This window comes from Epilithonimonas hominis, assembly GCF_003730015.1.
GTDB classification, from domain to species: Bacteria; Bacteroidota; Bacteroidia; order Flavobacteriales; family Weeksellaceae; genus Epilithonimonas; species Epilithonimonas hominis.
The window spans coordinates 1-26144 of record NZ_RJTU01000028.1 but is presented as its reverse complement, the minus strand read 5'-3'; the positions used below and the strand labels follow the sequence as shown (position 1 = coordinate 26144).

Genomic DNA, 26144 nt, shown 5'->3' with positions numbered 1-26144 from the left:
TTTGCAAAACTAAACGATAAAATTAGAATAACAAAAAAAGCATCCACTAATGGATGCTTTTGACATAATATTTGGGAAAAATTAAGCTTTCGCTTGTCTTTCCAATCTTTTTCTATCTTCTTCAGAAAGGATTTTCTTTCTCATACGGATGAAGTTAGGTGTTACCTCTATTGCTTCATCAGCTTGGATGTATTCCATACATTCTTCCAGAGAGAACAAGATTTTTGGTGCAACACCAGTATCTTTATCTTTTCCGGCTGCACGCATATTGTTCAACTGTTTAGCTTCTACAATATTTACAACCAAATCTCCTGGCTTATTTTGCTCACCGATAATCATACCTGTGTAGATTTCCTCACCTGGATCAACGAAGAACTTACCTCTATCTTGAAGTTTATTGATAGAATATTCTGTAGCTGGACCAGTTCCTTTACTTACTAATACACCATTGTTTCTTCCAGGAATTGCACCTTTGAAAGGCTTATATTCTGTGAAACGGTGTGCCATAATAGCTTCACCAGCAGTAGCTGTCAACATTTGAGAACGTAATCCGATTAGACCTCTGGAAGGAATCTCAAATTCCATGTGCTGCATTTCACCTTTAGTTTCCATAATGTGAAGGTCACCTTTTCTCTGAGTTGCCAAATCGATAACTCTAGATGCAAATTCTTCTGGAACATCAACAACCAAAGACTCATAAGGCTCTAATTTTTGACCATTTTCGTCTTCTCTCAAGATAACTTGTGGCTGACCAATTGTCATTTCGTAACCTTCTCTTCTCATCGTTTCAATCAAAACGGATAAGTGAAGAATACCTCTACCAAAAACTAGGAAAGTGTTCGCATCGTCAGTTTGTTGAACTCTTAATGCCAAGTTTTTCTCTAATTCCTTAGTTAATCTTTCTTTAAGGTGGTTTGAAGTAACATATTTACCATCTTTACCAAAGAAAGGTGAATTGTTGATAGAAAACGTCATATTCAACGTTGGCTCATCAATCGCAGTTCTTTCCAATGGCTCAGGATTTTCTAAATCAACAAAAGAATCTCCAATCTGGAACGCATCGAAACCTACAACAGCACAGATATCTCCAGCTTGTACTTCAGTTACTTTTTTCTTTCCAAGACCTTCGAAAACGTAAAGTTCTTTTACTTTTCCTTTCACAATTTTTCCGTCTGCCTGAGCAAGACCAATCCATTGAGATTCTTTAACCTCACCTCTCGTAACTTTACCGATTGCAATTCTTCCTAAGAACGAAGAGAAATCTAATGAAGTAATCTGCATTTGCAAGTTACCTTCAGTTACTTTTGGTTCTGGAACGTATTGTAAAATCCCGTCTAATAATGGGAAAATATTATCAGTTTCTTCTAATGAAGTGTTGAACCAACCTTGCTTAGATGAACCATAGAAAGTTGGAAAATCCAACTGCTCTTCAGTAGCATCCAAGTTGAAGAACAAATCGAAAACTTGGTCGTGAACTTCGTCTGGACGACAGTTTGGTTTGTCAACTTTGTTAATTACAACCAAAGGTCTAAGACCAAGTTCCAAAGCTTTTTGAAGTACGAATCTTGTTTGTGGCATTGGTCCTTCGAACGCATCTACCAATAAGATTACGCCATCAGCCATTTTCAAAACTCTTTCTACTTCACCACCAAAATCGGCGTGACCAGGTGTATCGATGACGTTGATTTTTGTGTCTTTGTAATTTACTGAGATGTTTTTTGAAAGAATCGTAATTCCTCTTTCTCTTTCCAGATCGTTGTTATCCATAATCAACTCACCACTCTCCTGATTCTCTCTGAAGATGTTTGTTGCGTGAATAATCTTATCAACCAACGTCGTTTTTCCGTGGTCAACGTGTGCGATAATCGCTATATTTCTAATGTTTTGCATATCCATTTTTTACGCGTGCAAATGTAGTGAATTTTTATGTGAAGATGAACGTAGATTCAATTATTTTTAAAAATATGGCTAAATAATTAACATCTAATTAAAGCTTTGTTAATCAATAAATTAAATTAATGGCTTCTCAGGATTTCTTTTCCATTAATCGATTGCGTGAAAACCAGGTAATGATTTCCGCCGTCATTCAGTTTATATTTTTTCTTGATTTCTTCTGGTTTTAAAGGATAATTTTTAGAAACTAAATTATACTTCTCTCCTTTTTTCAAATCTTTTGCCTCGATTTTTTCTATTTCTAAAACTCTGCCAGGGAAATTTTCAATTTTGTTTTCTGAAGTATAAAAATGAGTATTTGGATGAAGTTTTTTCAATCCGAATTTTTCTGAAATGATGTTAAATGCACCTGCTTTCAATATCGAATTGTTTGGAATATAAAGGAATTTCAAACTTTCTGAGAATTCTGACTTTGCTGATTTTTCATCATTGAAATTGAATAAAAACTCAGGTTCATTAGATTCAAGATTTACACATTTAATAGTTGTTGGTTGTTGGTTGCCGGTTGATAGATTATTTTCAATAATTAAAACTAATTCTTTGACTTCATTTCTAACTGCAATAATTTGAATTTCACTAATATTTTTTAATTCTGAAATCAAATATGAAATATCAATCAACGGCGACAATTTCACAATAATTTTATCCGAAATTGAATGCAATTTATCTTCTATTTCTAATAGATTTGGAGAAAGGTCTTCAAGCAGGAACTTCTTTTTGTTTTGCTGGTCTCTTCTTGCTGGGTCAAGATAAACGATATCGAAACCTTTTCCATTATCAGTCTGAGATTCTCGGAGACTTTCTAAGAATTGTTCAAGATTTTCATTAATGAAATTCGCTTTTCTATCTAAGGTTTTCCAGTTATTTTCGACGATTGAAATCAATTCTGGATTTTGTTCTATTAAAGTAACTTCATCAAAATTTTTGGATAAAAAATAAGCATCAATCCCGAATCCGCAAGTTAAATCGAGGAAAGATTTTCCTGTAAGATTTTGAGCTTTATATTCTGCGGTTGATTGGGATGAAGCTTGTTCCAGATTGAGATTTGGAGGAAAAATAATTCCTTCTTTTGTGAGGAATGGAAACTTCTTTTCGGCTGTTTTTCTGCCTTTGATTTGTTGTACGATTTCTTGCATCGAAACATCAGGGAATGGCGATTTTTTCAATAATAATTTAGTTACATCAGAATTGAGATTTTGATTGATATAGTTTTGAATATCAGAAGAAATTAATTTTGAAAAATCCATACGATTACTAAAAATTTAATTAAGAGCTTGTTTAAAAATTAATTAAAACCACATAGTCGCATAGAAAACCTCAAGATTAAGTGCAAAAAGAAAAAAAAGAAGTATAATATTTACTTTTTTTTTCTCTTATTTTTACAAAAACTATGTGTCTATGTGGTTATAAAATCATTTCTGATACAAACTTAAACAAGCTCTAAGATAAAATTTAGTTTCTTAATTTTAAATAAAAGAAGGTAAGCTATTTTAGTCTAAAAGAATTTAAGAAATCAAAAAATTGATTTTATTAAGGTTATTAAACAAAATCTTAACTGTTTAAATCTGTTTTGAAAACCACAAAAGTCACAAAAGTTTTAAATTTCCTTAAGTTTATCAAATGTTTAAATAAGGATAATGACCTTAACTATTTTGCTCTTTATAAGATTTTTTTATAATTTTTTTTTTTTTTTGACTTTTGTGGTTTAATGTTTAATAATCCTTTAAACTGATTTCATATTATCGCCGTCTCTGGAATTCAGTCTTCGGAAAACTAAGCCTGACAGAATTGTTAGAAAACCAACAATCAAAAATGTATAACGGAAAGCATTATGAATCTCGTTATGAATAAACTTGGTATCGCCTTCAAAAATCTTTAGAATAATTAATCCAAACGCAACTCCAAATCCAATCGCAAATTGCTGATTAACAGAAACCAACGAATTACCACTACTCGTCTGATAAGTTCTGAGGTCGGCAATGGAAATCGTATTCATTGACGTGAATTGTATCGAGTTGAAAAATCCAAGCAACAACAAAAGCGGAACGTACCAATAAATTGAACTGTGAATACTCGGAATCGCCAGACAACAAATGAGAAAACCAATGATAAATGTATTGACCATCAACGTAGAACGATAACCAAATCTATCCAAAATCTTGATAACCGCAGATTTCCCAAACATCGAAGTCAATGCCATTGGTGCGACAATCCAACCCGATGTGAATGCCGATTGGTCGTAAGCAATCTGTATCATCAAAGGAACTAACAATGGTATTGAGCTGATTCCCAATCTTGTAGCCAAATTCCCCAAAATCCCAACTCTAAACGTACGAACCTGAAAAAGATTGAGTGGAAATATTGGATTATTATCTTTTTTGGCGTGTTTATAATAAAAAAACAACATCAAGAATCCTAACAAAAATACCAATAAAACGGGTGTTATATTCTTAGCATTTCCGAATAATTCCAACGAAATAGAAAGTGATAATGAAGCCATTGCGAAAATTAGAAATCCTTTCAAGTCAAAATCGATGACGGGAGATTTGTAATTCGGCATATACTTTAAGCCTAAAACAATTCCTAAAACGCCAATCGGAATATTAATCAGAAAAATCCAATGCCAAGACAAGTAATCCACCAAATATCCACCAACCAAAGGTCCTAAAACGGGACCAATCAAAGCTGGAATAATCGCGTAATTCATTGCCTTGAGAAGTTCACTTTTGTCAAATGTTTTGATGAGTGCGAGTTTTCCAACAGGTGTCATTAAGCTTCCGCCAACACCTTGAATCACTCTGGAAATTACTAATTCTGTTAAATTTTGTGACAAAGAACAAAACAACGAACCGAGTGAAAATAAAGCTAAAGAAGTTATGAAAACATTCTTAGTCCCGAATTTGTCCGCCAAAAATCCGCTAACAGGCATAAACAGGGCTAATGTGAGAACATAACTTATGATTGTGTTCTGCATATTAAGTGGAGATTCGTTCAAATCTCTGGCAATTGAAGGCAAAGATGTATTCAGAATCGTAGAGTCCAGCATCTGCATAAAAATCGCAGTAGCTAATATCAGTGGAAGAAATTTTTTAACGGAATCTAGAGGCAAAGTTTCGCTCATTTCACAAATTTACTAAAAAATAAAAATCCGCTTTTTCAGCGGATTGATTTTATACTAAAGGTTCTTGCTGGCTCAAACAATGGAAGCTTCCCAATCCCCAAATAATGTCGGTAGAATCTATCCCAACCACTTCTCTATCAGGAAAACATTTTTGAATGATTTCTAAAGCCAATTCATCTTTATCACATCGGTAAGTAGGCACAATGACTGACTTGTTGGCGATATAAAAATTAGCATAAGAAGCAGGCAACCTTTGTCCATCACAGTAAACAGGGTCTGGCATTGGAAGCTGAATTATATTCAGCTTTTCGCCGTTGAGCAAAGTCATTTCTTCTAACTGACGAAGATTGGTTTGAAGAATTTCGTAATTATCATCTTCAGGGTTATCTTCGATTACTGTTAGAACTGTATTTTCATTCACAAAACGGATGGTATCATCTACGTGACCGTCTGTATCATCGCCAACAATGCCATCATCAACCCAAAGAACTTGCTTTTGTCCATAATATTTTTTCAGAAATTCTTCCACTTGTTCCTTCGACAAATGCGGATTTCTGTTTTCATTAAGCAAACAAGATTTGGAAGTCAAAACAGTTCCAGCACCGTTAAATTCAACAGAACCGCCTTCCATAATAATTCCGGGATAAAGAACAGGCAAACCTTTTTCTTCGGCAATTTTAGTTGGAATCACATCATCCAACTCGAATGGCGGATACTTTCCTCCCCACGCATTAAAGCCCCAATCCACAATTATTTTTTTAGGTTCTTCTCCGTTTTTATTAACCAAAAATGCCGGACCGTGGTCTCTGCACCAAGCGTCATTGGTTTCGTGGAAATAGAATTCGACTTTAGAAATATCTGCGCCGGCTTTGGAAATATGTTCCATTGCAAAAGCCTGCATCTCTTGGTCTTTTACATTGATGCAAACAAATTCGCCTTTCGTCAACTCAGCGATGAATTGTGCGTAAGCAGGATAAATCAAATCGATTCTCTCCGGCCAAGACTCTTCTTTATGTGGCCAAGATAACCAAGTTGCCTCGTGTTCTTCCCATTCTGCGGGGAAAACATAGTTTTCCAAGTCCAAAGTCTGATGTCCGATGTCCGAAGATTGTAATTCGGTGTTATTATTATTGTTCATTATCTAGTTTCTTGATCAGTGCTGAAATCATTGCTAAAATTTCTTCACTCATCTCATATATTTTATTAAAATTTTCTTCTGAAATAATTTCTCTTTCTTTTGCTATAAAAATACAACTTACTACTTCTATATTGGAACGTAAAGAATATCTTAAGAACTTGATAAATTCTTTATTTGATTGCCCTGTAGAGCCTTCTGCAATATTCAAATTAACAGAATCTGCGGCTCTTTTAATTTGAGAAGTAAGAATAAACAGTTCTTCCTTTGGAAATTCTCTTGTGACATTATGAACTAATGTAGATAATTCCAAAGCTTTTTGCCAAACTCGTAATTTTTCAAATTTAAAAGCCATATTTTTTTTGTCGGAAGTCGGAAGACTGATGTCCGAAGTTTTAATTATTATGTTTTGTTAATACGTTTAGAATTACAATCTTCTGACTTCTGACCTCCGACATCGGACATCTGTCCTCTGACAATTAGTCTTCGTCAATAAAACGTTTTGTAATCGGCGAATAAGTCTCGATTCTTCTGTCTCTCAAGAAAGGCCAGTGCTTTCTCATATAATCTGATTGAGCAAGGTCAACTTCTGTTACTACAACTTCTTCTTTGTCGTGAGAAGCCAAATACAAAAGCTTTCCTTGAGCATTAGTTACAAAACTTCCGCCCCAGAATTTCATAGCACCGTCTTGCTCGAAGCCTACTCTATTTACAGAAACCACAGGAACACCGTTTGCAACTGCGTGAGAACGCTGAATCGTCTGCCAAGCATTATATTGGTCTTGATTGGTTTCTTCGTCTTGGTCTGTTGCCCAACCAATCGCTGTGGGATAAAACATAATATCTGCTCCCATCAATGCAGTAATTCTTGAAGCTTCCGGATACCATTGGTCCCAACAAATCAACACTCCGATTCTTCCGAATTTTGTATCAAAATTTTTGTAACCTAAATCGCCTGGTGTAAAATAGAATTTCTCATAAAAAGCAGGGTCATCCGGAATATGCATTTTACGGTATTTCCCTAGGTAAGTTCCGTCTGCATCAATGACAGCTGTTGTATTGTGATAAAGACCTTGCGCTCTTTTCTCGAATAATGAAGCAATAATAACAACACCCAATTCTTTAGCAACTGCAGAAAGTGCATCGGTTGAAGGACCGGGAATTGCTTCTGCCAATTCGAAATTGTCATAATCTTCAACATCACAAAAATATAATGACGTAAAAAGTTCTTGTAAACAAACTATTTGAGCACCTTTTGCCGCTGCTTCTTTTATTTTTTCGATGGCTTTGTTCAGGTTAGATTGCTTATCAGCAACACAAGACATCTGAACTGTTCCGATTTTAACCTTTGACATTTCTAAAAATTTTTACAAAAATACTAAGATTCTAGGTAATCAAAAATTCAACCAAAATAATTTGCAGATATTTCTAAAAATTAATGCTGTTATCCATAGTTTCTATGATTCTTTTGGAATAAGTGTTTTAATAAATTTTACCTTTGTATCAATTTAAATGAATATAGAATTATGATGAATTATCATACTAGAAAATGGATAAAACCAGAAGACCTTAACCCAAATCACTCACTTTTTGGAGGAAGACTTTTGCAATGGATTGATGAAGAAGCGGCACTTTATGCAATTATTCAGTTAGAAAATTCGAGGGCGGTAACAAAGTATATTTCTGAAATCAATTTAGTAAGCTCTGCTAAACAAGGCGACATTATTGAGATTGGAATTGAAGCAGTGGAATTTGGTAGAACCTCTCTAACACTAAGATGTGAAGTTCGAAATAAAATGACACATCAGAAAATCATCACCATTGATAAATTGGTTTTCGTAGCTCTTGGCGAAGATGGATTGCCAAAACCGCACGGAAAAACAAAAATCGAATATGTTGAGGATCGACTTCATGTTAAAAATACAAACCCAGAATTATAATAGAATCTAAATCAGATTCTATTTTTTTTGTCTGATATTTAAGCAAAGTTGAATAATCTCTTCCAAAAATTTTAATTAAATTCGTAAAATTTTAAAAATTTGAAATGAAAAAAATTCTCTTATCAGCTTTTGCATTGTCAACAGTAATGACATTTGCACAGCAATACGGAGGAATGTGGATTCCGACAGAAGTTAATGAAAAAGAAATGAAAGAACTGGGAATGAAAATCTCTGCAAAAGATATTTTCAATCCAGAAAAAGCGAGCATCAAAGATGCTGTTGTTCAGTTTGATGGTGGTTGTACTGCGGAAATCATTTCGGGAAAAGGTTTGTTACTAACCAATCACCATTGTGGTTATGACAATATCCAATCTCATTCTACTGTAGAAAATGACCTTTTGACCAACGGGTTTTGGGCAAAAGATATGAATGGAGAATTACCAAATCCTGGAGTGACTGTAGATTTCATCACTGATATCAAAGAAGTTACAAAAGACATTCTTGCCGGAACTAACGGTCTTACTGGAAAAGATCTGGATGCAAAAATCAAACAAAACACAGATGCTTACATTGCTTCTCAAAAACCTGAGAGCTATCAGAAAATTTCTGTAAGATCTATGTATTATGGCAATAAGTTTTATGCTTATGTCATAGAGACTTACAAAGATATCCGTTTGGTTGGCGCACCGCCACAGGCTATTGGTAAATACGGTTCTGATACAGACAACTGGGTTTGGCCAAGACATACGGGGGATTTTTCTATGTTCAGAATTTATGCTGATAAGAATAATAAACCTGCAGAATATTCCAAAGATAATATCCCTTACACTCCGAAACATTTCTTGCCAATTTCTATCAAGGATAAGAAAGAGGATGATTTCACATTTGTATTCGGATTCCCGGGAAGAACAACGGAATATCTTCCTGCTGTAGCCGTTGAAAAAATAATGACGGAGATTGATCCAGCAATGATTTCGGTTCGTGATGTCACGTTGAAAACCCTTGACGAAAAGATGAGAGTGGACAATGCAACAAGAATCAAATATGCTTCTAAGTATGCTAGAATCTCAAATGCCTGGAAAAAATGGCAAGGCGAAATAGAAGGTCTTAAAAAGTCTAATGCTGTTGGAAAGAAGCAGCAATATGAGCAATCTTTGATTTCAAAAAATCCGGCTATCAAAACAACAATTGACGGACTTAATAAACTTTATAATGAGCAAGCGCCTTATGCTTTGAACAGAGCTTACTACAGTGAGTTGCCAAGAAATGCGGAAACTTTGGCACTAGGAAGTTTATTTGGAAGCTATGTAGAAGCTGTTGAAAACGGAACTTCTTCTCAAAAATCTTTGGATCAACTAAAATCTAGATTGTCTGAAATTTATAAAGATTATGAAAGCGGTCTTGATGCAAAAGTTACTGCAAAAGTTGTAGCACTTTATGCCAACAAAACGCCTCAACAATTTTTACCAGCTGGTTTTGAAAATTATAAAGATGTAAACCAAAATATTTCAACCATAGAAAACTGGGCAAAAAATTCTGTAGTAATGGGAAGCGGAAAAGTGAACAGCGCAACAGTTTATTCTGACATCAATAAAGTTTTTGCAGATCAAAACGCTTTGGTTCAAGCGCTTAAAAAAGATCCTGTTGTTCAACTTTATGCATCAATCAAAGGAACTTATGTAAAAACAACTCACGAAAAAGTAACTTCTCTGCAAACTGAAATTGATGCATTGCAAAAACAGTTTATGGCACAACAAATGGAAACGGATAAAGACAGAAAATTCTTTCCAGATGCCAATTCCACATTGCGTGTAACTTATGGAAAAGTAAAAGGTTCTAACCCAAGAGATGCTGTTACTTATGGTTATCAAACGCATCTTGCTGGTGTGATGGAAAAATATATTCCCGGCGATTATGAATTTGATTTGCCTAAAAAATTAATCAGTCTTTATAATACCAAAGATTACGGAATTTATAAAGATAGAACAGGCGATGTTCCAGTGAATTTTACAGCAACCAATCACACAACTGGCGGAAACTCCGGAAGTCCTGCCTTGGATGCTTACGGAAATCTGATCGGGCTTAATTTTGACAGACAATGGGAAGGCACGATGAGTGATATTAATTATGATCCTAAATTGTGTAGAAACATTATGGTAGATACCAAATATATTCTTTTCGTGATTGACAAATTTGCCGATGCAAAATGGTTGATCAACGAGATGAAAATCGTTAAATAATAAGACAAATCTTGATAATTAAAAATGCTGAAGTCCATACTTTGGCATTTTCTATTTCTCGCAATCACATTTTTGTCTTCTGTGACGCTTCAGTTCATTATCCCAAAACGGATAAAGTTTAAAAGCCACATAAAAATTAGCCGCATGAAGAACATCAGATTGGTTTTGTCCCTTCTTTGCTGTAAGCTTTCAGGAGCGGGTCAATGTTTACCTTCTCCAAAATATCATTAACGATCCGAACAGGATGATTTTCGGGAATCAAATCCTCAAAACTATAAGGAAACAAAACCAACTGATTTTGATTGTAATGCTTAAAATTCATAAACAACTTTCTGATTATCAGATATAAATATACGAAAACCCTCAATAATAACCAAAAAAAATCCGCCTCAGTTGTGAGACGGATTCATATTTTAAAATCGAGTTGTATTATTTCTTCGCAATTGATCTTGAAATTACAATTTTCTGAATTTCTGAAGTCCCTTCGTAAATCTGCGTGATTTTAGCATCACGCATCATTCTTTCTACGTGATACTCTTTCACATATCCATAGCCACCGTGGATCTGAACCGCTTCAATAGTAGTGTCCATTGCGACCTGAGACGCGTACAATTTTGCCATCGCACCACTTTCTGAGATATCTTTTCCTTCGTCTTTTTCAGCAGCCGCTTTGTAAATCAGCATTCTTGCTGCCATAATACTAGTGTGCATATCTGCCAGTTTGAAAGCGATAGCCTGATGGTTAATAATCTCTGTTTTAAAAGACTTCCTTTCTTTAGCATATTTCAAAGACAGTTCATAAGCACCAGAAGCAATTCCTAATGCCTGGGAAGCAATCCCGATTCTACCGCCATTGAGTACAGCCATTGCAAAATTAAACCCAAAACCATCTTCTCCAATTCTGTTTTCCTTCGGTACCTTAACATCTGTAAACATCAATGAATGTGTATCACTTCCACGGATTCCCAACTTATCTTCTTTCTTTCCAACAACAAAACCGTCCCAACCTTTTTCCACAATAAAAGCATTAATTCCTTTATGCTTTTTTTCCGGATTAGTCTGTGCAATAACTATATAATATGTAGCATTTCCACCATTAGTAATCCAGTTTTTAGTTCCGTTAAGAAGATAATAATCCCCTTTATCTTCAGCTGTTGTAGATTGGGAAGTAGCATCTGACCCGGCTTCTGGCTCGGACAATGCAAACGCCCCGATTACCTCACCACTTGCCAGAGGTTTTAGATATTTCATTTTCTGCTCTTCATTACAGAATTTTTCCAAACCTGCGCATACCAAAGAGTTATTTACTGACATTACAACCGCAGCGGAAGCATCAACTTTAGCAATCTCTTCAATCGCTAAAACGTAAGAAATACTATCCAGTCCCGCACCGCCGTATTTTGGGTCCACCATCATTCCTAAAAATCCCATTTCGCCCATCTTTTTGACAGCCTCGTAAGGAAATTTTTGCTCATTGTCTCGTTCTATGACACCTTCCAAAAGTTCTGCCTGTGCAAAATCTCTTGCTGCCTGCTGTATCATCAGTTGTTCTTCTGTTAAATTGAAATCCATAAAAATTTTTATTATATTTTTCGTTCGTAAAATTAAACTTTTTGCGAAAATTTCAAAGTAAAATTTAATATTTTGTAATCTTAGAAAAAAAAATTATATTTACGATAATGTAAACAGAATTTTAATAATATTTTAATAAGAATATATTATGAACGTTAAAAGAATATTTGACTTTGCTGCTCTTGCGCTGGAAAAATTTCCAAAAGAAGACTGTCTTGTAACCAAAAAAAACGGAAAATGGATAAAAACATCTACAGTCGAATTCATTAACCAAGGAAATAAAATCTCTAGAGGACTTTTGAAACTTGGCATAAAACCAGGTGATAAAATAGGACTCATAAGCTCTAATAACCGAACAGAATGGGCAGTAATGGATCTCGGAATTTCGCAAATTGGTGTGGTTACAGTTCCTGTCTATCCAACGATTTCTCCTGAGGATTATGTATACATCTTTAATAATTCCGAGATCAAATATTGTTTTGTTTCCGACAGCGAGTTATATAAAAAAATAACCAAAGCTAAACCCCAGATTCCTTCATTGGTTGGTGTTTTCACCTTTGATGAGATTGATGGTGCTCCGAACTGGAATGAAATTTTGGATCTTGGCGAGAATGATGCAACCCAGATTGAAGTGGATGATTTGGCCAGCTCTATCAATCCGGAAGATATTGCCACCATTATTTACACGTCCGGAACCACTGGAAAGCCAAAAGGCGTTCAGCTCACGCATCAAAATTTGGTTTCTAATGTAACAGCAAGCACACCAAGAATTCCTAAAGATAAAAACCTGAACTATAAAGAAGTAAGATCGTTAAGCTTTCTTCCAATCTGCCATGTTTTCGAACGTATGATTTTTTATCTTTATCTAAGCAACGGAATTTCGATATATTTTGCAGAAAGCGTTGAAAAAATCGGCGAAAATGTAAAGGAAGTAAAGCCTCACTACATGACTGTTGTTCCCAGACTTGTAGAAAAAGTTTACGACTCTATTTATAACAAAGGAACTTCTGCTGGCGGTCTAAAATCTAAAATATTTCTCTGGTCATTAGGTATCGCCGAAAAATACGACTTAGGAAAGCCTAAATCCTTTATGCACAACATTGCGGACAAACTTGTATTTAAAAAATGGCGCGAAGGACTTGGCGGCAACCTCATAACTTTGGTGTCCGGTTCAGCAGCTTTATCCAGAAGACTAAATATAATGTTCCACGCCGCAGGAATCCCGATTTTGGAAGGCTATGGGCTGACAGAAACCTCGCCAGTAATCTCGGTGAACAGTTTTGGAAAAGTAAAAGTTGGCTCCGTTGGTATTCCTTTGGAAAATGTAAAGGTTAGAATAGAATCAGATGGAGAAATTGTCGTAAAAGGACCTTCCATCTTTGAAGGTTATTATAAAGATGAGGAAAAAACAAAGGAGGCGTTTACGGATGATGGATATTTTAGAACTGGTGACATTGGTCATCTTGATGAGGATAACTTTCTTTTTATTACAGACAGAAAAAAAGAAATGTTCAAGACTTCCGGAGGTAAATTTGTTGCACCACAGGTGATTGAGAACCTTGCTAAAGCTTCCAAGTTTATTGAACAGATTATGGTGGTTGGTGATGGTGAAAAAATGCCTTGTGCTTTGGTTCAGCCAGATTTTGATTTTGCCAAAAACTGGGCAGAAATACACCATGTAAAAGTCATCGATTCCCATAAAGAAATCGCTGCTAATCCTGCTATCAAATCTAGAATTGAGAAGGAAATCGAAAAGATAAATGAAAATCTTGGAAAATGGGAACAGATCAAAAAAATTGAACTGACACCTAAAGTATGGACCATCGATGACGGACTGCTGACACCCACACTCAAACTAAAAAGAAAAGCTATCAAGGAAGAATTCCAGGATTTGTATGACCGAATGTATAGAAGTTAACTATAAGCTATCCATAGGATAGCTTTTTTTATGCAAATACTAACACCGGGAAACTTCTTATTTATTTATATTTGCGCTAAACGACAGTTTAAAAAAAATTAACATTCAATGGAAGTAAAAAGGATTTTTGATATTCCGTATTATTCGAAAGCACATTTCGAGAAAGATGATTTTGTATGCGACAAAAGAAATGGAAAATGGGAAAAAATATCTACGGATGAATACATCAGGATTACCAACCAACTGTCCCGGGCACTTTTAAAATATGGCATAAAAAAAGGAGACAGAATCGCGCTCATCACATCCACAAACAGAGTTGAATGGTGCTTTTTTGATCAGGCGGCTTTGCAAATTGGCGCTGTCACAGTTCCTATTTATCCTTCGATATCTTCCGAAGACTGCGTGTACAATCTGGAAAACTCTGGCTCAAAAATCTGTATCGTTTCGGATGAAAAATTGTTTGACAAAATCAATACAATTAAAAGCCAACTTCCTGAACTGAAAGATATCTTTACATTCGATGATGTAAAGAATGCTAAAAACTGGAAAGAATTATTAGAATCTGGCAAAGAAACCGATAATCAGCAGGAAGTGGAAACCATAAAAGATTCCATATCAGAAGATGATCTGGTGTCCATTATCTACACTTCCGGAACCACAGGAAAGCCAAAAGGTGTAATGCTTACACACAAAAACATTGTATCTGATGTGTTAGGCTGCGAAGATAGAGTTCCGCATAAAGATTCCAAAAACAAAGGACTTAGTTTTCTTCCGCTTTGCCATGTTTATGAAAGAATGATTATTTATCTTTTTGCCACGAATGGAATTTCTATCTATTTTGCAGAAAGCAACGAGAAACTAAGCGAAAACCTGAAGGAGATAAAACCACAATATATGACGGTGGTTCCGAGAATGGTAGAAAAAGTTTATGACGCAATCTACAAACGCGGAACGGAAGCTGGAGGCCTAAAATCTAAAATATTTTTATGGTCAATTAAAGTAGCTGAAAAATATAAAATTGGTGATTCTAAATCACTGGCTCACATTATAGCGGATAAATTGGTGTTTAGCAAATGGAGAGAAGGTTTAGGTGGCAATATTATTACATTGGTTTCCGGGTCTGCTGCATTATCAAAACGTCTTAACACGATGTTTCATGCTGCGGGAATTCCTATTCTGGAAGGTTATGGACTGACCGAGACGTCACCTGTAATTGCTGTAAACAGCTTTGAGCATACCAAAATAGGGTCTGTTGGAAGACCTATAAAAAATATTGATGTAAAAATACAGGAAGACGGCGAAATTACTGTAAAAGGACCAACCGTAACACAAGGCTATTACAAAGACGAAAAGCAAACAAAAGAAGCTTTTACGGAGGATGGCTATTTCAAAACTGGCGACATTGGGATATTGGATAAAGACAATTTTCTCTTCATCACAGACCGTAAAAAAGAAATGTTCAAAACTTCCGGAGGAAAATATGTAGCACCTCAGGTCATTGAAAATCTTGCAAAAGCATCGCAGTTCATTGAGCAGATTATGGTTGTAGGTGATGGTGAGAAGATGCCTACAGCTTTGGTTCAGCCAGACTTTGAATTCGCCAAAAGCTGGGCTTCAAAAAACAATCTAAACATTGGTAGTTCACCTGAAGAAATTGCCAGTTCTAAAGAGCTGAAAGCTGAAATTGAAAAAGAAATTTCTAAAATAAATGTACATCTCGGAAAATGGGAACAGGTCAAAAAAATTGAATTGACACCAGAAATATGGACTGAAGATAATGGTTTACTAACACCTACCCTCAAATTAAAAAGGAAAGCCATAAAGGAACATTTTATCAAGTTATATGATAAACTTTATGACAGATAATTTTACATTCAATCACTAAATAAATATCAATGATTATCACAAAAAAAGAGTTGATAAAAATCTGTGATAGGTTTCTTTCGGAAGAAGTTAATAAAGATGAACTCATTCACTTTGCGAGAACAGTAATGTTCGATGACGAGGATAGATATGAATGCGAAGATGAACTTGTGGAAGAAATCCTCTCTCAATGGGATAACAAAAAGTCACAACATAAAATTAACAAAACAGGCATCAAGCTTCTGAGAAATATACTTTCCGAAATGAACTAAAAAAAACGCTTCAGAAATCTGAAGCGTTTTTTTATTTTTTTTCTGCCAGCTTACTCCAGGTATGTAGAATATAAACTACAATAACACCCAAGATTCCTGCTGAAATAGAGAATATAAACTTGGTATTATCTTCATCAAAAAATCCGGATCTCCAGTCAATTGCATAGATATTAATCCCAATGAATATGATGAATAAAACTAAAAATACTTTATAAAACGTTTTCATAATTTCTGATGATTAAAAATGAATATAATTTTGAAACAGTTGCGCAAAGTTAGCAGTAAATAATTTAATAGAGATAGCCAAAAGCACAATTCCGAAAACTTTTTGTAAAACCTGCAAAGAACCTTCACCCATTTTTCGCTCAATCCACGGCGCAAGCTTCAAAACGACATAGACAAGAATGGTGTTAAGTACAATACCACAAATGATATTGATATCGTGATATTCTGCTCTTAGTGAGAGCGTTGTAGTCAGTGTTCCTGCACCGGCAATAAGCGGAAACGCAATCGGAACAATAGAAGCGGCCTGCGGCTGATTGGTTTTATGAATTTCTATCCCCAGAATCATTTCTATGGCTATGATGAAAATAACAAAAGCACCTGCTATCGCAAATGAATTGACATCCACACCAATGAATTTCAGAATATTATTTCCTATAAATAAAAATGAAATCATTAACAATCCTGCAACTATTGCAGCTTTCTCAGACTCGATTCTTCCGAATTTTTGTCTCAGCGAAACAATGATTGGCACAGATCCAAGGATATCAATAACCGCAAATAAAACCATAAATGCAGTCATTGTCTCTTTGACCGAAAATTCTTCTAAAAATTCCATAACTTTAACTTTAAAGATTTCACAAAAATAAGAAACTTTATTGACAATTCCTTAAAGCTGTTTATATACACCCTCGATTTCTCTAAAAATATCTTGCAGTTTTTCTTTGGAAGAAAATGGAGAATATTTTTCAATACTAATCATTGTAAGCATAGTATTGTATTTTTCGTACAAACTACTTCCTGCTTTAGATCTCAGATATCCTGCAAAATCTAACGAATAATGATTGAGACAATACTGATCTGCATCGGACTTTAAGCTTTCAAAACCTTCAAAAAACCGGCTTTGATTGTCCTGTTCCAACATTTTTCCCATATAGCCCAAATAAGAATTAGTATCAAAATCTACCTTTTTTCTGAGAAGCGCTTCAGTTTCTTCTATATTAATAATGGGTTTTTTACGATCTTTTGCTTTAGCTTCCTCCAATCTTTTCTTTTCTCTATATTTTCTAAAAAAATAAATTAATACACTGCCACCCAGAAAAACGATAACCATATTTCCAAGTATGCCAGACCAATTGACACTTTTATGCACATTAATTTTTAGTTTCTGAGTACTTATAACTTGAGAATCAACCTTATCCAATACATTATTGGTATATTCATTGACTTTTTGCAAAGTTGATTTAGAATTGGCAATATCCTGCGGAGTAACTGCTTTCAGCATCAGAAATTTTTGTCCGACTTCAACATATTTTTCCTCTTTCGGATCAAAATAAGAAAAATCTTCGGTTAATATCCTAATGTCGCCACGTTTTTTAGGAATGATGACATATTGCGCCTGAACTTCTCCTTCAATACCTTCGGAAGTTGGGATAGAATTGTTGATAATTTTTGGTTCGAACACTTCGTACTCTGGAGAAGGAAGGATTTTTGGCAATATTGATGGGGAAAGATTACCAGTCCCACTCACTTTTACACTGATATTAAACGCTTTGTTGATTTCAAAATTTTCCTTCCCTTTGTCCACGAAATCGACTTTAAAATCATATTTTCCAACAGCATTCTTGTAATGTATCGGTGCACCATCAGGAAGCTTCCTCACATTGATTTTCACTTTATTGGAAATCAACTCGCTTTTATGATTTTTGAAAGGTACTTCTGCATGCGGAATTTCCATTATTCCTGCCACTTTGGGCACTATCACAAACATAGCAACCACCTGCGAAGAAAAATCATTATCTGACTCTTCAATAGATTCATCAAAATTAGCAATCGATCTAATGGCGAAATTTTTTGCCGATTCAAATCTTGCAGGTTCCAAATGTCGGAAACCAGCTATATTTTTTGAATAAGCTTTTATAACACCGATTATTGGCTCATTTTTATAGACATCTCTGTCAGAAACCTGCATATTCACATACATATTTTTTGCAGGGCTTGTTGCATTGCTGGCAAGTGGCTTTTTATCGGCTTCCTTTACGTTGATATCAATTGGTTCCGTTTTATAAATCTTACCATTCACCTTTACCAGTGCAGAACCTACACGGAGATTTCCAGCCTCTTTTGGATCCAAAGAGATCTGACAAACAATTTGGTTAATCCTGATTTTTTTGACAGGATCTATGAACGTGCTTTGCTCAGAAGATACGGCATAATCAAATTTTGAAAAGTCAGGAAGTTTGATTGGAGTTTCTTGGATCAGATCTTCACCGAAAATATCCAGTACAACAGTAAAAACAAAAGGATTATTGACACGGGCCTCCTTCGTATTGACTTCCGAGTAAAGATTAACCTGGGCAAACGAAAAATACGATGCCAGAATAGATAATATGTATAAACTTTTTTTTATCATTACCAGTCCTTTTCGTTGCTTTGCGGCATCGAATTGGCTCTTTTGTTTAAAATTCTTCTTGCGGTTTCCCGTTCCCGGTTTTCAATATCCCGCAATATTGTGTTTTCTGCCTCTTCAGGTATTTTATTTTCTTGCTTTTTAGGCTGATTTGGTTTTCCCTGGCTATCACCTTTCTGCTGATCGCCTTGTCCGTTCTGATCGTTCTTTTTCTGATTACCTTTCCCAGACTGGTCCTGATCTTTCTGATCCTTTCCTCCTCCTTTGCCGTTGTTTTTCTGCTTTTGTTGCTCTTTCTTTTCTTTATCCTTCAGCTTAGCGATTTCATAATTCTTGCGCACAGCCTCGTTGTAAGGATCCTGTTTCAGTGATTGCTTGTAAAAATCTGCTGCTTTTTCCGGATTATTAGACTGCATCGAAACATTTCCAAGATTGTACAATGCTGCGGCTTTCTCATATTTACTTTTTGTAAGTCCAATAGATTTCTGATACTCTGCAGATGCTTCTTCGTACTTCTTACTTTTATAAAGTGAATTGCCCAAATTGTAATGGGCTGTGTAATTTCCGCTCTTTTCAGATATAGCTTCCAGGTACTTCCCAGTTGCAGCATTATAATCCTTCGCATCAAATTTTTTATTACCTTCATACACAAGCGCATTGTAACTCTTCTGAGCTACAAAAAACTGTGTGAAAAATAAAAAAACCAATGTGGTTAGAAACGACCTAATATCCATCAATGCAAAATTATCCGTTTTATTGTTAAAATCAACAGTTTAAAAGTTAAAATTGGGTTAAAAATAGCATTATAAAACCTCTAAAATAAGGCATTTATTGAAAATAAAAATGGTCATTTAAATGAAAAAATGCTATCGATAATTCAATAGCATTTTTATTAAATAGAATGATTAAATATAACCGTAAAAAAATAAGTTTTTACCAGTCTTTCTTTTTAAGAATTAAATAGCTGCCACCAATAAAAATTAATGACCAGACAAGACATGCAATAACACTATAAAACGGATAATCAAGCTTAAAATCCATGCCAATCATCTGAGCCATTTTGGTTCTCACCAGCGGGTTTGGAATCAGGCTGGACATACTTTCCAATGGGAGATAGTCCGTGATGAAATGATGTTCCAGCATCACTCGAGCTTTGTCTTTCTGTGCTACATTTTTCAAAAGCATAAACTTTTCAATTCCGGAAAAAACGCCTTCTACAAACCAGAGCATAAAAAACCCAAGAAAAACAAAAATCGATTTTCTAAACAAAACAGATAAGAACATCAAGAATGTGAAGAATGTAAATAATTTGAGAAAATAATTGAAAATAAAATAAATCTCTTTAAAAATTAATTTACCATCCTGCGTATCAGAATAAGTCTTTCCAAGAACGAGCGCAATTGTAAAAGCAAGCAATGTAGAAAAAATAGTAAAAACCAGAATGGTTAGCAATTTGGAAGCTATAAATTCTTCTCTGCTAAGACCATCGATGATGTTTTGCTTAAACATCCTATTACTGAATTCCTGACAAATAGAAAATACAATGATGCATCCAAGAAAAATCTTTAGCAGGCCGACAATATAGGTGGTAAAATTCCAAATTCCGGGAAAATTATACATTCCCTGTTCTTTCAGATTAACTTTGAGTCCCGCGAGATCAAAATCTACCAAACCAATAAACAAGAGCAAAGTGAGAACAAGAAAATACAGCAATGCAAAGATCCTAAATGGATTGTAGTTCAAGTTTTTGAAATATTCTAATTTTAGAAGGCGTATCATAGGTTATTTTGTTTTACAAGTTCAAGGAATTGGGTTTCTAGACTTTCTTTTTTCTTTTGCAGATGTGCGAGTGCAATTCCCTTTTCAAAAAGTTTTCTGTTGAGTTCCGAAGCAGAGATATCCTCTGAAATCTGAGCTATTATGAGGTTATCTCGTTCTTTTACGGAAGAGAATATTCCCAATGATTCCAACGCAGACATTAATTGTGAAGTATTCTCAGCTTTCAGTTCAAAGAAGCCTTTGGTATTACTCATCGCATCCACAGATCCGGAATAGATGGCAGTTCCTTGTTTCAAAACGATAACGTGAGAACATATTTTCTCAATCTCATCCAAAAGATGGCTTGCGACAATAATGGTGGTTCCGGATTTTGCAATTTGGCTGATGATCTCCCGGATCTGGATGATTCCTTCGGGATCCAGTCCATTGGTAGGTTCGTCCAAAATAAGAACTTCAGGATTAGCCAGCAAAGCCGATGCGATAGCCAATCTCTGTTTCATCCCAAGAGAATATGTTTTGAATGCATCTTTTTTTCTTGCAAGCAGATTGACAACTTCTAAAACTTCATCAATTCTCTTTTCAGAAACACCTTTTATTTCAGCTACAATCTGCAAATTTTTCTCTGCGCTGAGATAAGGGTAGAAATTTGGCTGCTCTATGATCGCACCAATTTTTTTAAGCGTGTCTGTATCAGTCCCTTCTTTCCCGAACCATTTCCAGCTACCAGAAGTAGGATTGATGGTGGAAAGCAGCATCCCGAAAGTGGTAGATTTTCCACTTCCGTTTGACCCCAGCAATCCGTAAACATTTCCTTTTTCTACGTCGAACGAAATGTTATTGACCGCAATATGTTTAAATTTTTTGGTCAGGTTTTTTACTTCCAGTATTTTCACCATATTAATATTTTATATAAAAGTCTTTACTTTGACTTATTTGTTACTTCGAATTGTATAGTTTCTATTTGAATTGATAAATTTTTCAAAAATAATAAGCTTTTTCACAATTTTACGGAATAATTGATAGCTACGGATAACTTTCAAATAACACATTTAAGATTTTAAGCTATGCATTTTTGATTTTATTTCTCTAAATGTAAACTGGCTGTTTCAAATTGTTTCAGGTTAGCATATTGCTGAATACCTATTTTTAATAAAAAAAAGTCTGATTGACTCAGACTTTCTACTTTGCAGACAGAGATTTTACTTTCACTATCTTTTATTATCAACATTATCTATTTGTTTAGAAACAGCCATCGCTGCTACCAGATCATTAAGCATTGTGCTGGCTGCAGTTGGTGTATTAGGCAGTAAAACCAAATTAGATCTATTGTTAGCCCCAATGGACTGAAGTGTATCATAATGCTGGGTTACCACAATCAGTGCAGATGCTTCGTGCGGTTCTATCTTCACACTGTTCAGCATTTTTACAGATTCTTCTAAGCCTTTTGCAATCTCTCTTCTTTGATCTGCAATACCTTGGCCCTGGAGTTTTTTGGATTCAGCTTCCGCCTTTGCTACAGCTACGATTCTGATCCTCTGCGCTTCTGACTCATACTCTGCAGCCGTTTTTTCGCGTTCAGCCGCATTAATTCTATTCATCGCATGTTTTACTTGTTCATCCGGATCGATGTCTGTCACCAATGCTTTGATGATATCATAACCGTAACTGTTCATGGCCTCCTGAAGCTCTCCTTTTACAGCAACTGCGATATCGTCTTTTCTTACGAACACATCATCCAGTTTCAACTTTGGCACCTCTGCTCTTACGACATCAAACACAAAAGAAGTGATCTGAGATTCCGGATTTTCCAGTCTATAGTAAGCATCGCCAACCTGAGTTCTGATGACCTGATACTGAACGGAAACTTTCATTTTTATGAAAACATTGTCAAGCGTTTTGGTATCGATAATCACATCCAGCTGTTGGATTCTAAGATTCATTCTTTTAGAAATCTGATCTATAAACGGAATCTTGAGATGAAGACCCGCATGTCGTACGGAATGAAGTTTTCCTAAGCGCTCTACAATAGCTGCTGTTTCCTGTTTTACTGTAAAAAAAGAAGCAAATAAAGTAATCAGTCCAAAAAAGACGATAATCCAAATAAAAATCATAAGAGTTATTTTTTTTAAAGATAACGAATTAAAAGATCAAGTGCAAAAATCTTCGTCATTTATCATTACAAAAATAATACACTGAAATTTAGTTAAAATATTCAGAATTCAGTATAACATCTATTCCTCAGATTACTTACCATTGCTGCTTTTCTTTATTATTCATAAAAAAACCGAACTATTAAAGTTCGGTTATAATTTATATTCCAGTCGGCTTATGGTTCAATTTGAGTTCGTTTTTCGTTTTTGTCATTCAGCTTCCTGTATTTGAACCAGGCAGCCAAAGAAAGCAGAAACATATATGCAAGACTCACATAAACCCAAGTTGGCAAAGGAATCGGGTCACCTTTTGCATAAGAATGCAGTCCAGATAAATAATAGTTTACACCAAAATAAGTCATCACCATTGAGCAGAATGCAAACATCGTAACCACATGGAAAGTATATCTTCCTCTCAATCCCGGCACCAATCTCATATGAATGACAAATGCGTAAATCATAATTGAAATAAATGCCCAGGTCTCTTTTGGATCCCAGCTCCAGTAACGACCCCAGGATTCATTGGCCCAAATTCCACCTAAGAAGTTTCCGATAGTCAAAGCCAACAATCCAATGTTTAAAGACATTTCACTCACGATAGCCAATTCTTTTAACGTCGTGTCATTATGTTTTTTGAATGTTTCTTTATTTGAAATCACATAAAAAATCAAGGAAATCATTGCGATTAACATCGATAATGAGAAGAATCCGTAACTCGAGGTGATAATTGCTACGTGCACCACAAGCCAATATGATTTTAAAACAGGAACTAATGGCGTAATTTGTGGATCCAACGCAGAACCTCCGTGCGCAAATCCCATCATAATTACTGCAACCAAAAATCCTGCTGCTGGAATCAAAGTATTGGAGTTTCTGTACAAAGCAAATCCAGCCGAAATACCAACCCAAGAGATGAAAATAATTGCTTCATATCCGTTACTCCAAGGTGCGTGACCAGAGATGTACCATCTTCCGACCAAACCAAGGAAATGAAAAATATAACCAATTGCACCGATGTAAATCAATGCTTTTATAACATTATGAAGAATTTTGCGCGGTCTGAATAATTCTACAAAACCTAAAACCAATAATAAACCTCCAATGATTGTATAGAAAATCAACAATTTGAAGTTGATATCCAATGTATTCATTAGAACTTCAAGCTTAACTTTGGTTTCAGAAGGCACTACATTTTTACCCCATTTTTGTTGATACTCTTCTACTTTCTTAAGCTCTGCATCGGCTTTTGCCCAGCTACCGCCTTGTGTTGCCATTAGAACACTTGATAAATAAGGACCTAAAACCGCCTGTGCATTTTCATCTGCTTCAAAATCAGGTGTCATTACCGAATTCCAAGTGTGGTTTGAGTCATTTTTAACCGGAACAGTTCTGAAATATTGATAAGACATAATGCCGTTCAGTACCTGAACTTTGTCATTCAGTTTGATAACAGCTTCATCATATCTTGTTCTTTCTGATGCTTTTTTACGAAACGCTTCGTTAAAATCATCTTCCAAAACAAAACGCAGATTTCCATTTTTATCTGCAGGAAACAATTTGATTAAACTGGTAAATCCTTCATCTGTAGCTTTGGTTTTAGCTCTCAAATCCTTCCCTACCTTCCCAGCAGTTTCGATTTTGATAATGTTGACTTGCGCCCAGAACATCGGATCTATTGTTGCAGCTAAAAACCACTGATTAGCATCAAGATTCTGAAACTTACTTCTGCTTGTCAATTTATGAAGAATGTCAAGTGCCTGAGTATTAGCTGGAACAATCCGTCCTTCATAGTTCTGAACCAGAAGGTAACCAAACTTGTCCGCATGTTCTTTATTGATTTCTATATTTTTGACCATTGCATCCCCATCAATCACCGTCGGATTTTTCCCGGAAGATGTAGGTTTAATTTCTGTAGAATGGGCGTGCCCTTCGTGGCTGCCATCTTTTCCGTGCATATCAATTTCCTGAGCATGAAACCCGAAACTTAGCAAAATTAGAATCAATGTTGCCGCTTTTTTAGCGCTCACCTGCTTCAGCATTTTATTAAGATTCCAGAAACGGGATCCTTTCCAAAACATCGTTACAAACATTCCAACGAACAGAAACGCATAACCAATGTAACTGATGAGTGTTCCCCAAAAATCATGGTTTACTGAAAGAACTGTTCCTTTTCTGTCTGGGTCAAAACTCGCCTGGAAAAATCGGTATCCTTTATAATTAAGAACGTGATTCATATATATTTTATAAGGCGTTTCCTTTCCTTCATCCACAATTTTCACATGTGATTCATAAGCTGATGGCGAAGAACTACCAGGATAAGTTTCCATCACGAATTTATCTAATTTCAAGGCAAAAGGCTGCGTGGAATAGACTTTTGGTCCGAATCCAAGCATTATATCCAGTCCATCTAAATGAATCTGTTTGTAATTATTTGGATTTCCTTTTTCAACTATAAGGTCAACAACCTGCTTAGTTTTTGGTCCGGCAACTTCCACTTTTAACATATCCGGCACATCTTTATCTTTCTGTTTATCACCTTCGTACGCAACCAGTTTTCCTTTTTTAGTTCCCTCAGGAATTACTAATTTCAACTGATCGACGGTGTAGAGGCTTCTGAGCGCCAAAGGCTGGAATTCATCTTTTTTTGTTGTTCCTGTAGCTTGTGTAGCCATCGTCATGTAAGAGGCATCACTTGGTGTTTTGATATAAAGCTGTCCGTCTTTTTTCTGGAATTCGACAGCACCGTCAATAGACGTTCTATTGTAACTCACCAAAGTTCCGTTGATATTCTGAACCTCGCCTTCAGCCAGATAAATATTTTGTCTACCACCCATATCGCCTGTAGAAACCAAGTGCAGATATTCTTTGCCGTTACCTGCAACTAAACTGTCTTTCTTTCTCTGGATATAATCCAAAGCTTTTACTACAATTTTCTCCTTACCAAGGAAATCATAAGTTGCCTGAAAGTTGTGATGCAAAGGCGACATCAAGTAAGGAACATCGTGGTAATTCTGCTGCTCTCCTTTCTGCTCAATTTTAATTTTGAAAAAATGCTTGTCGGTGACAATTTCATTGGAAGTTTCGCCTTCGCGGATGTGCATTGTCCCCTCGAAACTGATATAACGGGTTATCGCGCCGCCTATAAAAATCAGGATAAATGCGAGGTGAAAAACCAGAACAGGCCATTTTTCTCTTCTCCAAAGTCTATATCTCCCAATGTTTCCAATAAAATTAAGAATCAGCAAAAACATTATAACTTCAAACCATTTGGCTTCGTAAATTAAAGCTTTAGCTGTTGGTGTTCCGTAATCATTTTCAACAAACGTAGCCACGGCCATGGAGATGGCGAAAGCAAGTAGCAACACTGCCATTGTCCTTGTAGAAATAAGAATATCCTGTATCTTTTTCATTCTGAAAATTATGATTCGCAAAAATAGGAATGAAAATTTGATTAGACTAATTAAAACCACTATTTATGATTTTTTTCAGATAAAGATTCTTTTTGATTTTCAATACGGTAGTAATTCCAATCATTTAATCTTTTAATATTTTAACCTGAGTTCGGGTTA

Annotated in this window: 21 protein-coding genes; 5 read left to right on the top strand and 16 right to left on the bottom strand. The window is 35.4% G+C overall.

What is annotated here, in order from left to right:
* Positions 1-81 precede the first annotated feature (81 nt).
* The 6 genes from typA to EGH73_RS03905 form a co-directional block, all read right to left on the bottom strand.
* On the bottom strand, positions 82-1890 hold the full coding sequence (gene typA, locus EGH73_RS03930; RefSeq protein ID WP_123280804.1) for a translational GTPase TypA: 1809 nt from the start codon (positions 1888-1890) through the stop codon (positions 82-84).
* 125 nt (positions 1891-2015) lie between these two features.
* Positions 2016-3200, bottom strand: a complete 1185-nt coding sequence (locus EGH73_RS03925; protein ID WP_123280783.1) for a class I SAM-dependent methyltransferase — start codon at positions 3198-3200, stop codon at positions 2016-2018.
* 476 nt (positions 3201-3676) lie between these two features.
* Positions 3677-5074 carry an MFS transporter gene (locus EGH73_RS03920; protein WP_123280782.1) on the bottom strand — a complete coding sequence of 466 codons (1398 nt, stop codon included), beginning with the start codon at positions 5072-5074 and terminating at the stop codon, positions 3677-3679.
* A 49-nt stretch (positions 5075-5123) separates the two neighbouring features.
* A complete protein-coding gene (locus EGH73_RS03915) occupies positions 5124-6212 on the bottom strand; it encodes an agmatine deiminase family protein (protein WP_123280781.1) in 1089 nt (362 codons plus the stop codon).
* Entirely contained in the window at positions 6202-6564 is a 363-nt protein-coding gene (locus EGH73_RS03910) for a four helix bundle protein (RefSeq protein WP_123280780.1), read from the bottom strand. Before EGH73_RS03910 ends, EGH73_RS03915 begins: the two co-directional genes overlap by 11 nt.
* Positions 6565-6688: 124 nt before the next feature.
* Positions 6689-7564 carry a carbon-nitrogen hydrolase gene (locus EGH73_RS03905; RefSeq protein WP_123280779.1) on the bottom strand — a complete coding sequence of 292 codons (876 nt, stop codon included), beginning with the start codon at positions 7562-7564 and terminating at the stop codon, positions 6689-6691.
* Positions 7565-7738: 174 nt separating this feature from the next.
* Here EGH73_RS03905 and EGH73_RS03900 point away from each other — a divergent pair, with 174 nt between their 5' ends.
* The gene (locus EGH73_RS03900; RefSeq protein ID WP_123280803.1) at positions 7739-8149 is read left to right on the top strand and encodes an acyl-CoA thioesterase; all 411 of its coding nucleotides are present in this window, start codon (positions 7739-7741) and stop codon (positions 8147-8149) included.
* Positions 8150-8253: 104 nt separating this feature from the next.
* Positions 8254-10389: a S46 family peptidase gene (locus EGH73_RS03895; RefSeq protein ID WP_123280778.1), complete on the top strand. Its 2136-nt coding sequence runs from the start codon at positions 8254-8256 to the stop codon at positions 10387-10389.
* A 154-nt stretch (positions 10390-10543) separates the two neighbouring features.
* Here the strand turns inward: EGH73_RS03895 and EGH73_RS03890 are convergent, their stop codons facing one another.
* Positions 10544-10711 carry a transposase gene (locus EGH73_RS03890; RefSeq protein ID WP_123280777.1) on the bottom strand — a complete coding sequence of 56 codons (168 nt, stop codon included), beginning with the start codon at positions 10709-10711 and terminating at the stop codon, positions 10544-10546.
* A gap of 107 nt (positions 10712-10818) precedes the next feature.
* Positions 10819-11961: an acyl-CoA dehydrogenase family protein gene (locus tag EGH73_RS03885; RefSeq protein ID WP_123280776.1), complete on the bottom strand. Its 1143-nt coding sequence runs from the start codon at positions 11959-11961 to the stop codon at positions 10819-10821.
* Between the two features lie 148 nt (positions 11962-12109).
* Between EGH73_RS03885 and EGH73_RS03880 the strand changes: the two genes are divergently transcribed.
* The 3 genes from EGH73_RS03880 (at position 12110) to EGH73_RS03870 (ending at position 16014) form a co-directional block, all read left to right on the top strand.
* The gene (locus EGH73_RS03880) at positions 12110-13879 is read left to right on the top strand and encodes an AMP-dependent synthetase/ligase (RefSeq protein WP_123280775.1); all 1770 of its coding nucleotides are present in this window, start codon (positions 12110-12112) and stop codon (positions 13877-13879) included.
* Positions 13880-13987: 108 nt separating this feature from the next.
* Positions 13988-15745 carry an AMP-dependent synthetase/ligase gene (locus tag EGH73_RS03875; protein WP_123280774.1) on the top strand — a complete coding sequence of 586 codons (1758 nt, stop codon included), beginning with the start codon at positions 13988-13990 and terminating at the stop codon, positions 15743-15745.
* Positions 15746-15774: 29 nt separating this feature from the next.
* Complete coding sequence (locus tag EGH73_RS03870) at positions 15775-16014, top strand: hypothetical protein (RefSeq protein WP_089770350.1); 240 nt, start codon at positions 15775-15777, stop codon at positions 16012-16014.
* A 31-nt stretch (positions 16015-16045) separates the two neighbouring features.
* On the opposite strand, the gene EGH73_RS03865 is transcribed toward EGH73_RS03870, so the two are convergent.
* The 8 genes from EGH73_RS03865 to ccsA form a co-directional block, all read right to left on the bottom strand.
* On the bottom strand, positions 16046-16240 hold the full coding sequence (locus EGH73_RS03865; RefSeq protein WP_089770349.1) for a hypothetical protein: 195 nt from the start codon (positions 16238-16240) through the stop codon (positions 16046-16048).
* 12 nt (positions 16241-16252) lie between these two features.
* Positions 16253-16855 carry a MarC family protein gene (locus tag EGH73_RS03860; RefSeq protein WP_123280773.1) on the bottom strand — a complete coding sequence of 201 codons (603 nt, stop codon included), beginning with the start codon at positions 16853-16855 and terminating at the stop codon, positions 16253-16255.
* 51 nt (positions 16856-16906) lie between these two features.
* On the bottom strand, positions 16907-18649 hold the full coding sequence (locus EGH73_RS03855) for a BatD family protein (RefSeq protein WP_123280772.1): 1743 nt from the start codon (positions 18647-18649) through the stop codon (positions 16907-16909).
* Complete coding sequence (locus EGH73_RS03850; protein WP_245985406.1) at positions 18649-19353, bottom strand: tetratricopeptide repeat protein; 705 nt, start codon at positions 19351-19353, stop codon at positions 18649-18651. The genes EGH73_RS03855 and EGH73_RS03850 overlap by 1 nt, the downstream gene beginning before the upstream one ends.
* A gap of 226 nt (positions 19354-19579) precedes the next feature.
* Positions 19580-20425 (bottom strand): ABC transporter permease subunit, encoded by an 846-nt coding sequence (locus EGH73_RS03845; RefSeq protein ID WP_123280770.1) that lies wholly within the window; start codon positions 20423-20425, stop codon positions 19580-19582.
* Positions 20422-21321 (bottom strand): ABC transporter ATP-binding protein, encoded by a 900-nt coding sequence (locus EGH73_RS03840; protein ID WP_123280769.1) that lies wholly within the window; start codon positions 21319-21321, stop codon positions 20422-20424. Before EGH73_RS03840 ends, EGH73_RS03845 begins: the two co-directional genes overlap by 4 nt.
* Positions 21322-21633: 312 nt before the next feature.
* The gene (locus tag EGH73_RS03835) at positions 21634-22536 is read right to left on the bottom strand and encodes an SPFH domain-containing protein (RefSeq protein WP_123280768.1); all 903 of its coding nucleotides are present in this window, start codon (positions 22534-22536) and stop codon (positions 21634-21636) included.
* Between the two features lie 215 nt (positions 22537-22751).
* On the bottom strand, positions 22752-25985 hold the full coding sequence (gene ccsA / locus EGH73_RS03830) for a cytochrome c biogenesis protein CcsA (protein WP_123280767.1): 3234 nt from the start codon (positions 25983-25985) through the stop codon (positions 22752-22754).
* Between the last annotated feature and the right edge of the window lie 159 nt (positions 25986-26144).

Coding starts and splice junctions, on each gene's coding strand:
- typA (WP_123280804.1), bottom strand. CDS start 1,890: ATGCAAAACATTAGAAATATAGCGATTATCGCACACGTTGACCACGGA.
- EGH73_RS03925 (WP_123280783.1), bottom strand. CDS start 3,200: ATGGATTTTTCAAAATTAATTTCTTCTGATATTCAAAACTATATCAAT.
- EGH73_RS03920 (WP_123280782.1), bottom strand. CDS start 5,074: ATGAGCGAAACTTTGCCTCTAGATTCCGTTAAAAAATTTCTTCCACTG.
- EGH73_RS03915 (WP_123280781.1), bottom strand. CDS start 6,212: ATGAACAATAATAATAACACCGAATTACAATCTTCGGACATCGGACAT.
- EGH73_RS03910 (WP_123280780.1), bottom strand. CDS start 6,564: ATGGCTTTTAAATTTGAAAAATTACGAGTTTGGCAAAAAGCTTTGGAA.
- EGH73_RS03905 (WP_123280779.1), bottom strand. CDS start 7,564: ATGTCAAAGGTTAAAATCGGAACAGTTCAGATGTCTTGTGTTGCTGAT.
- EGH73_RS03900 (WP_123280803.1), top strand. CDS start 7,739: ATGAATTATCATACTAGAAAATGGATAAAACCAGAAGACCTTAACCCA.
- EGH73_RS03895 (WP_123280778.1), top strand. CDS start 8,254: ATGAAAAAAATTCTCTTATCAGCTTTTGCATTGTCAACAGTAATGACA.
- EGH73_RS03890 (WP_123280777.1), bottom strand. CDS start 10,711: ATGAATTTTAAGCATTACAATCAAAATCAGTTGGTTTTGTTTCCTTAT.
- EGH73_RS03885 (WP_123280776.1), bottom strand. CDS start 11,961: ATGGATTTCAATTTAACAGAAGAACAACTGATGATACAGCAGGCAGCA.
- EGH73_RS03880 (WP_123280775.1), top strand. CDS start 12,110: ATGAACGTTAAAAGAATATTTGACTTTGCTGCTCTTGCGCTGGAAAAA.
- EGH73_RS03875 (WP_123280774.1), top strand. CDS start 13,988: ATGGAAGTAAAAAGGATTTTTGATATTCCGTATTATTCGAAAGCACAT.
- EGH73_RS03870 (WP_089770350.1), top strand. CDS start 15,775: ATGATTATCACAAAAAAAGAGTTGATAAAAATCTGTGATAGGTTTCTT.
- EGH73_RS03865 (WP_089770349.1), bottom strand. CDS start 16,240: ATGAAAACGTTTTATAAAGTATTTTTAGTTTTATTCATCATATTCATT.
- EGH73_RS03860 (WP_123280773.1), bottom strand. CDS start 16,855: ATGGAATTTTTAGAAGAATTTTCGGTCAAAGAGACAATGACTGCATTT.
- EGH73_RS03855 (WP_123280772.1), bottom strand. CDS start 18,649: ATGATAAAAAAAAGTTTATACATATTATCTATTCTGGCATCGTATTTT.
- EGH73_RS03845 (WP_123280770.1), bottom strand. CDS start 20,425: ATGATACGCCTTCTAAAATTAGAATATTTCAAAAACTTGAACTACAAT.
- EGH73_RS03840 (WP_123280769.1), bottom strand. CDS start 21,321: ATGGTGAAAATACTGGAAGTAAAAAACCTGACCAAAAAATTTAAACAT.
- EGH73_RS03835 (WP_123280768.1), bottom strand. CDS start 22,536: ATGATTTTTATTTGGATTATCGTCTTTTTTGGACTGATTACTTTATTT.
- ccsA (WP_123280767.1), bottom strand. CDS start 25,985: ATGAAAAAGATACAGGATATTCTTATTTCTACAAGGACAATGGCAGTG.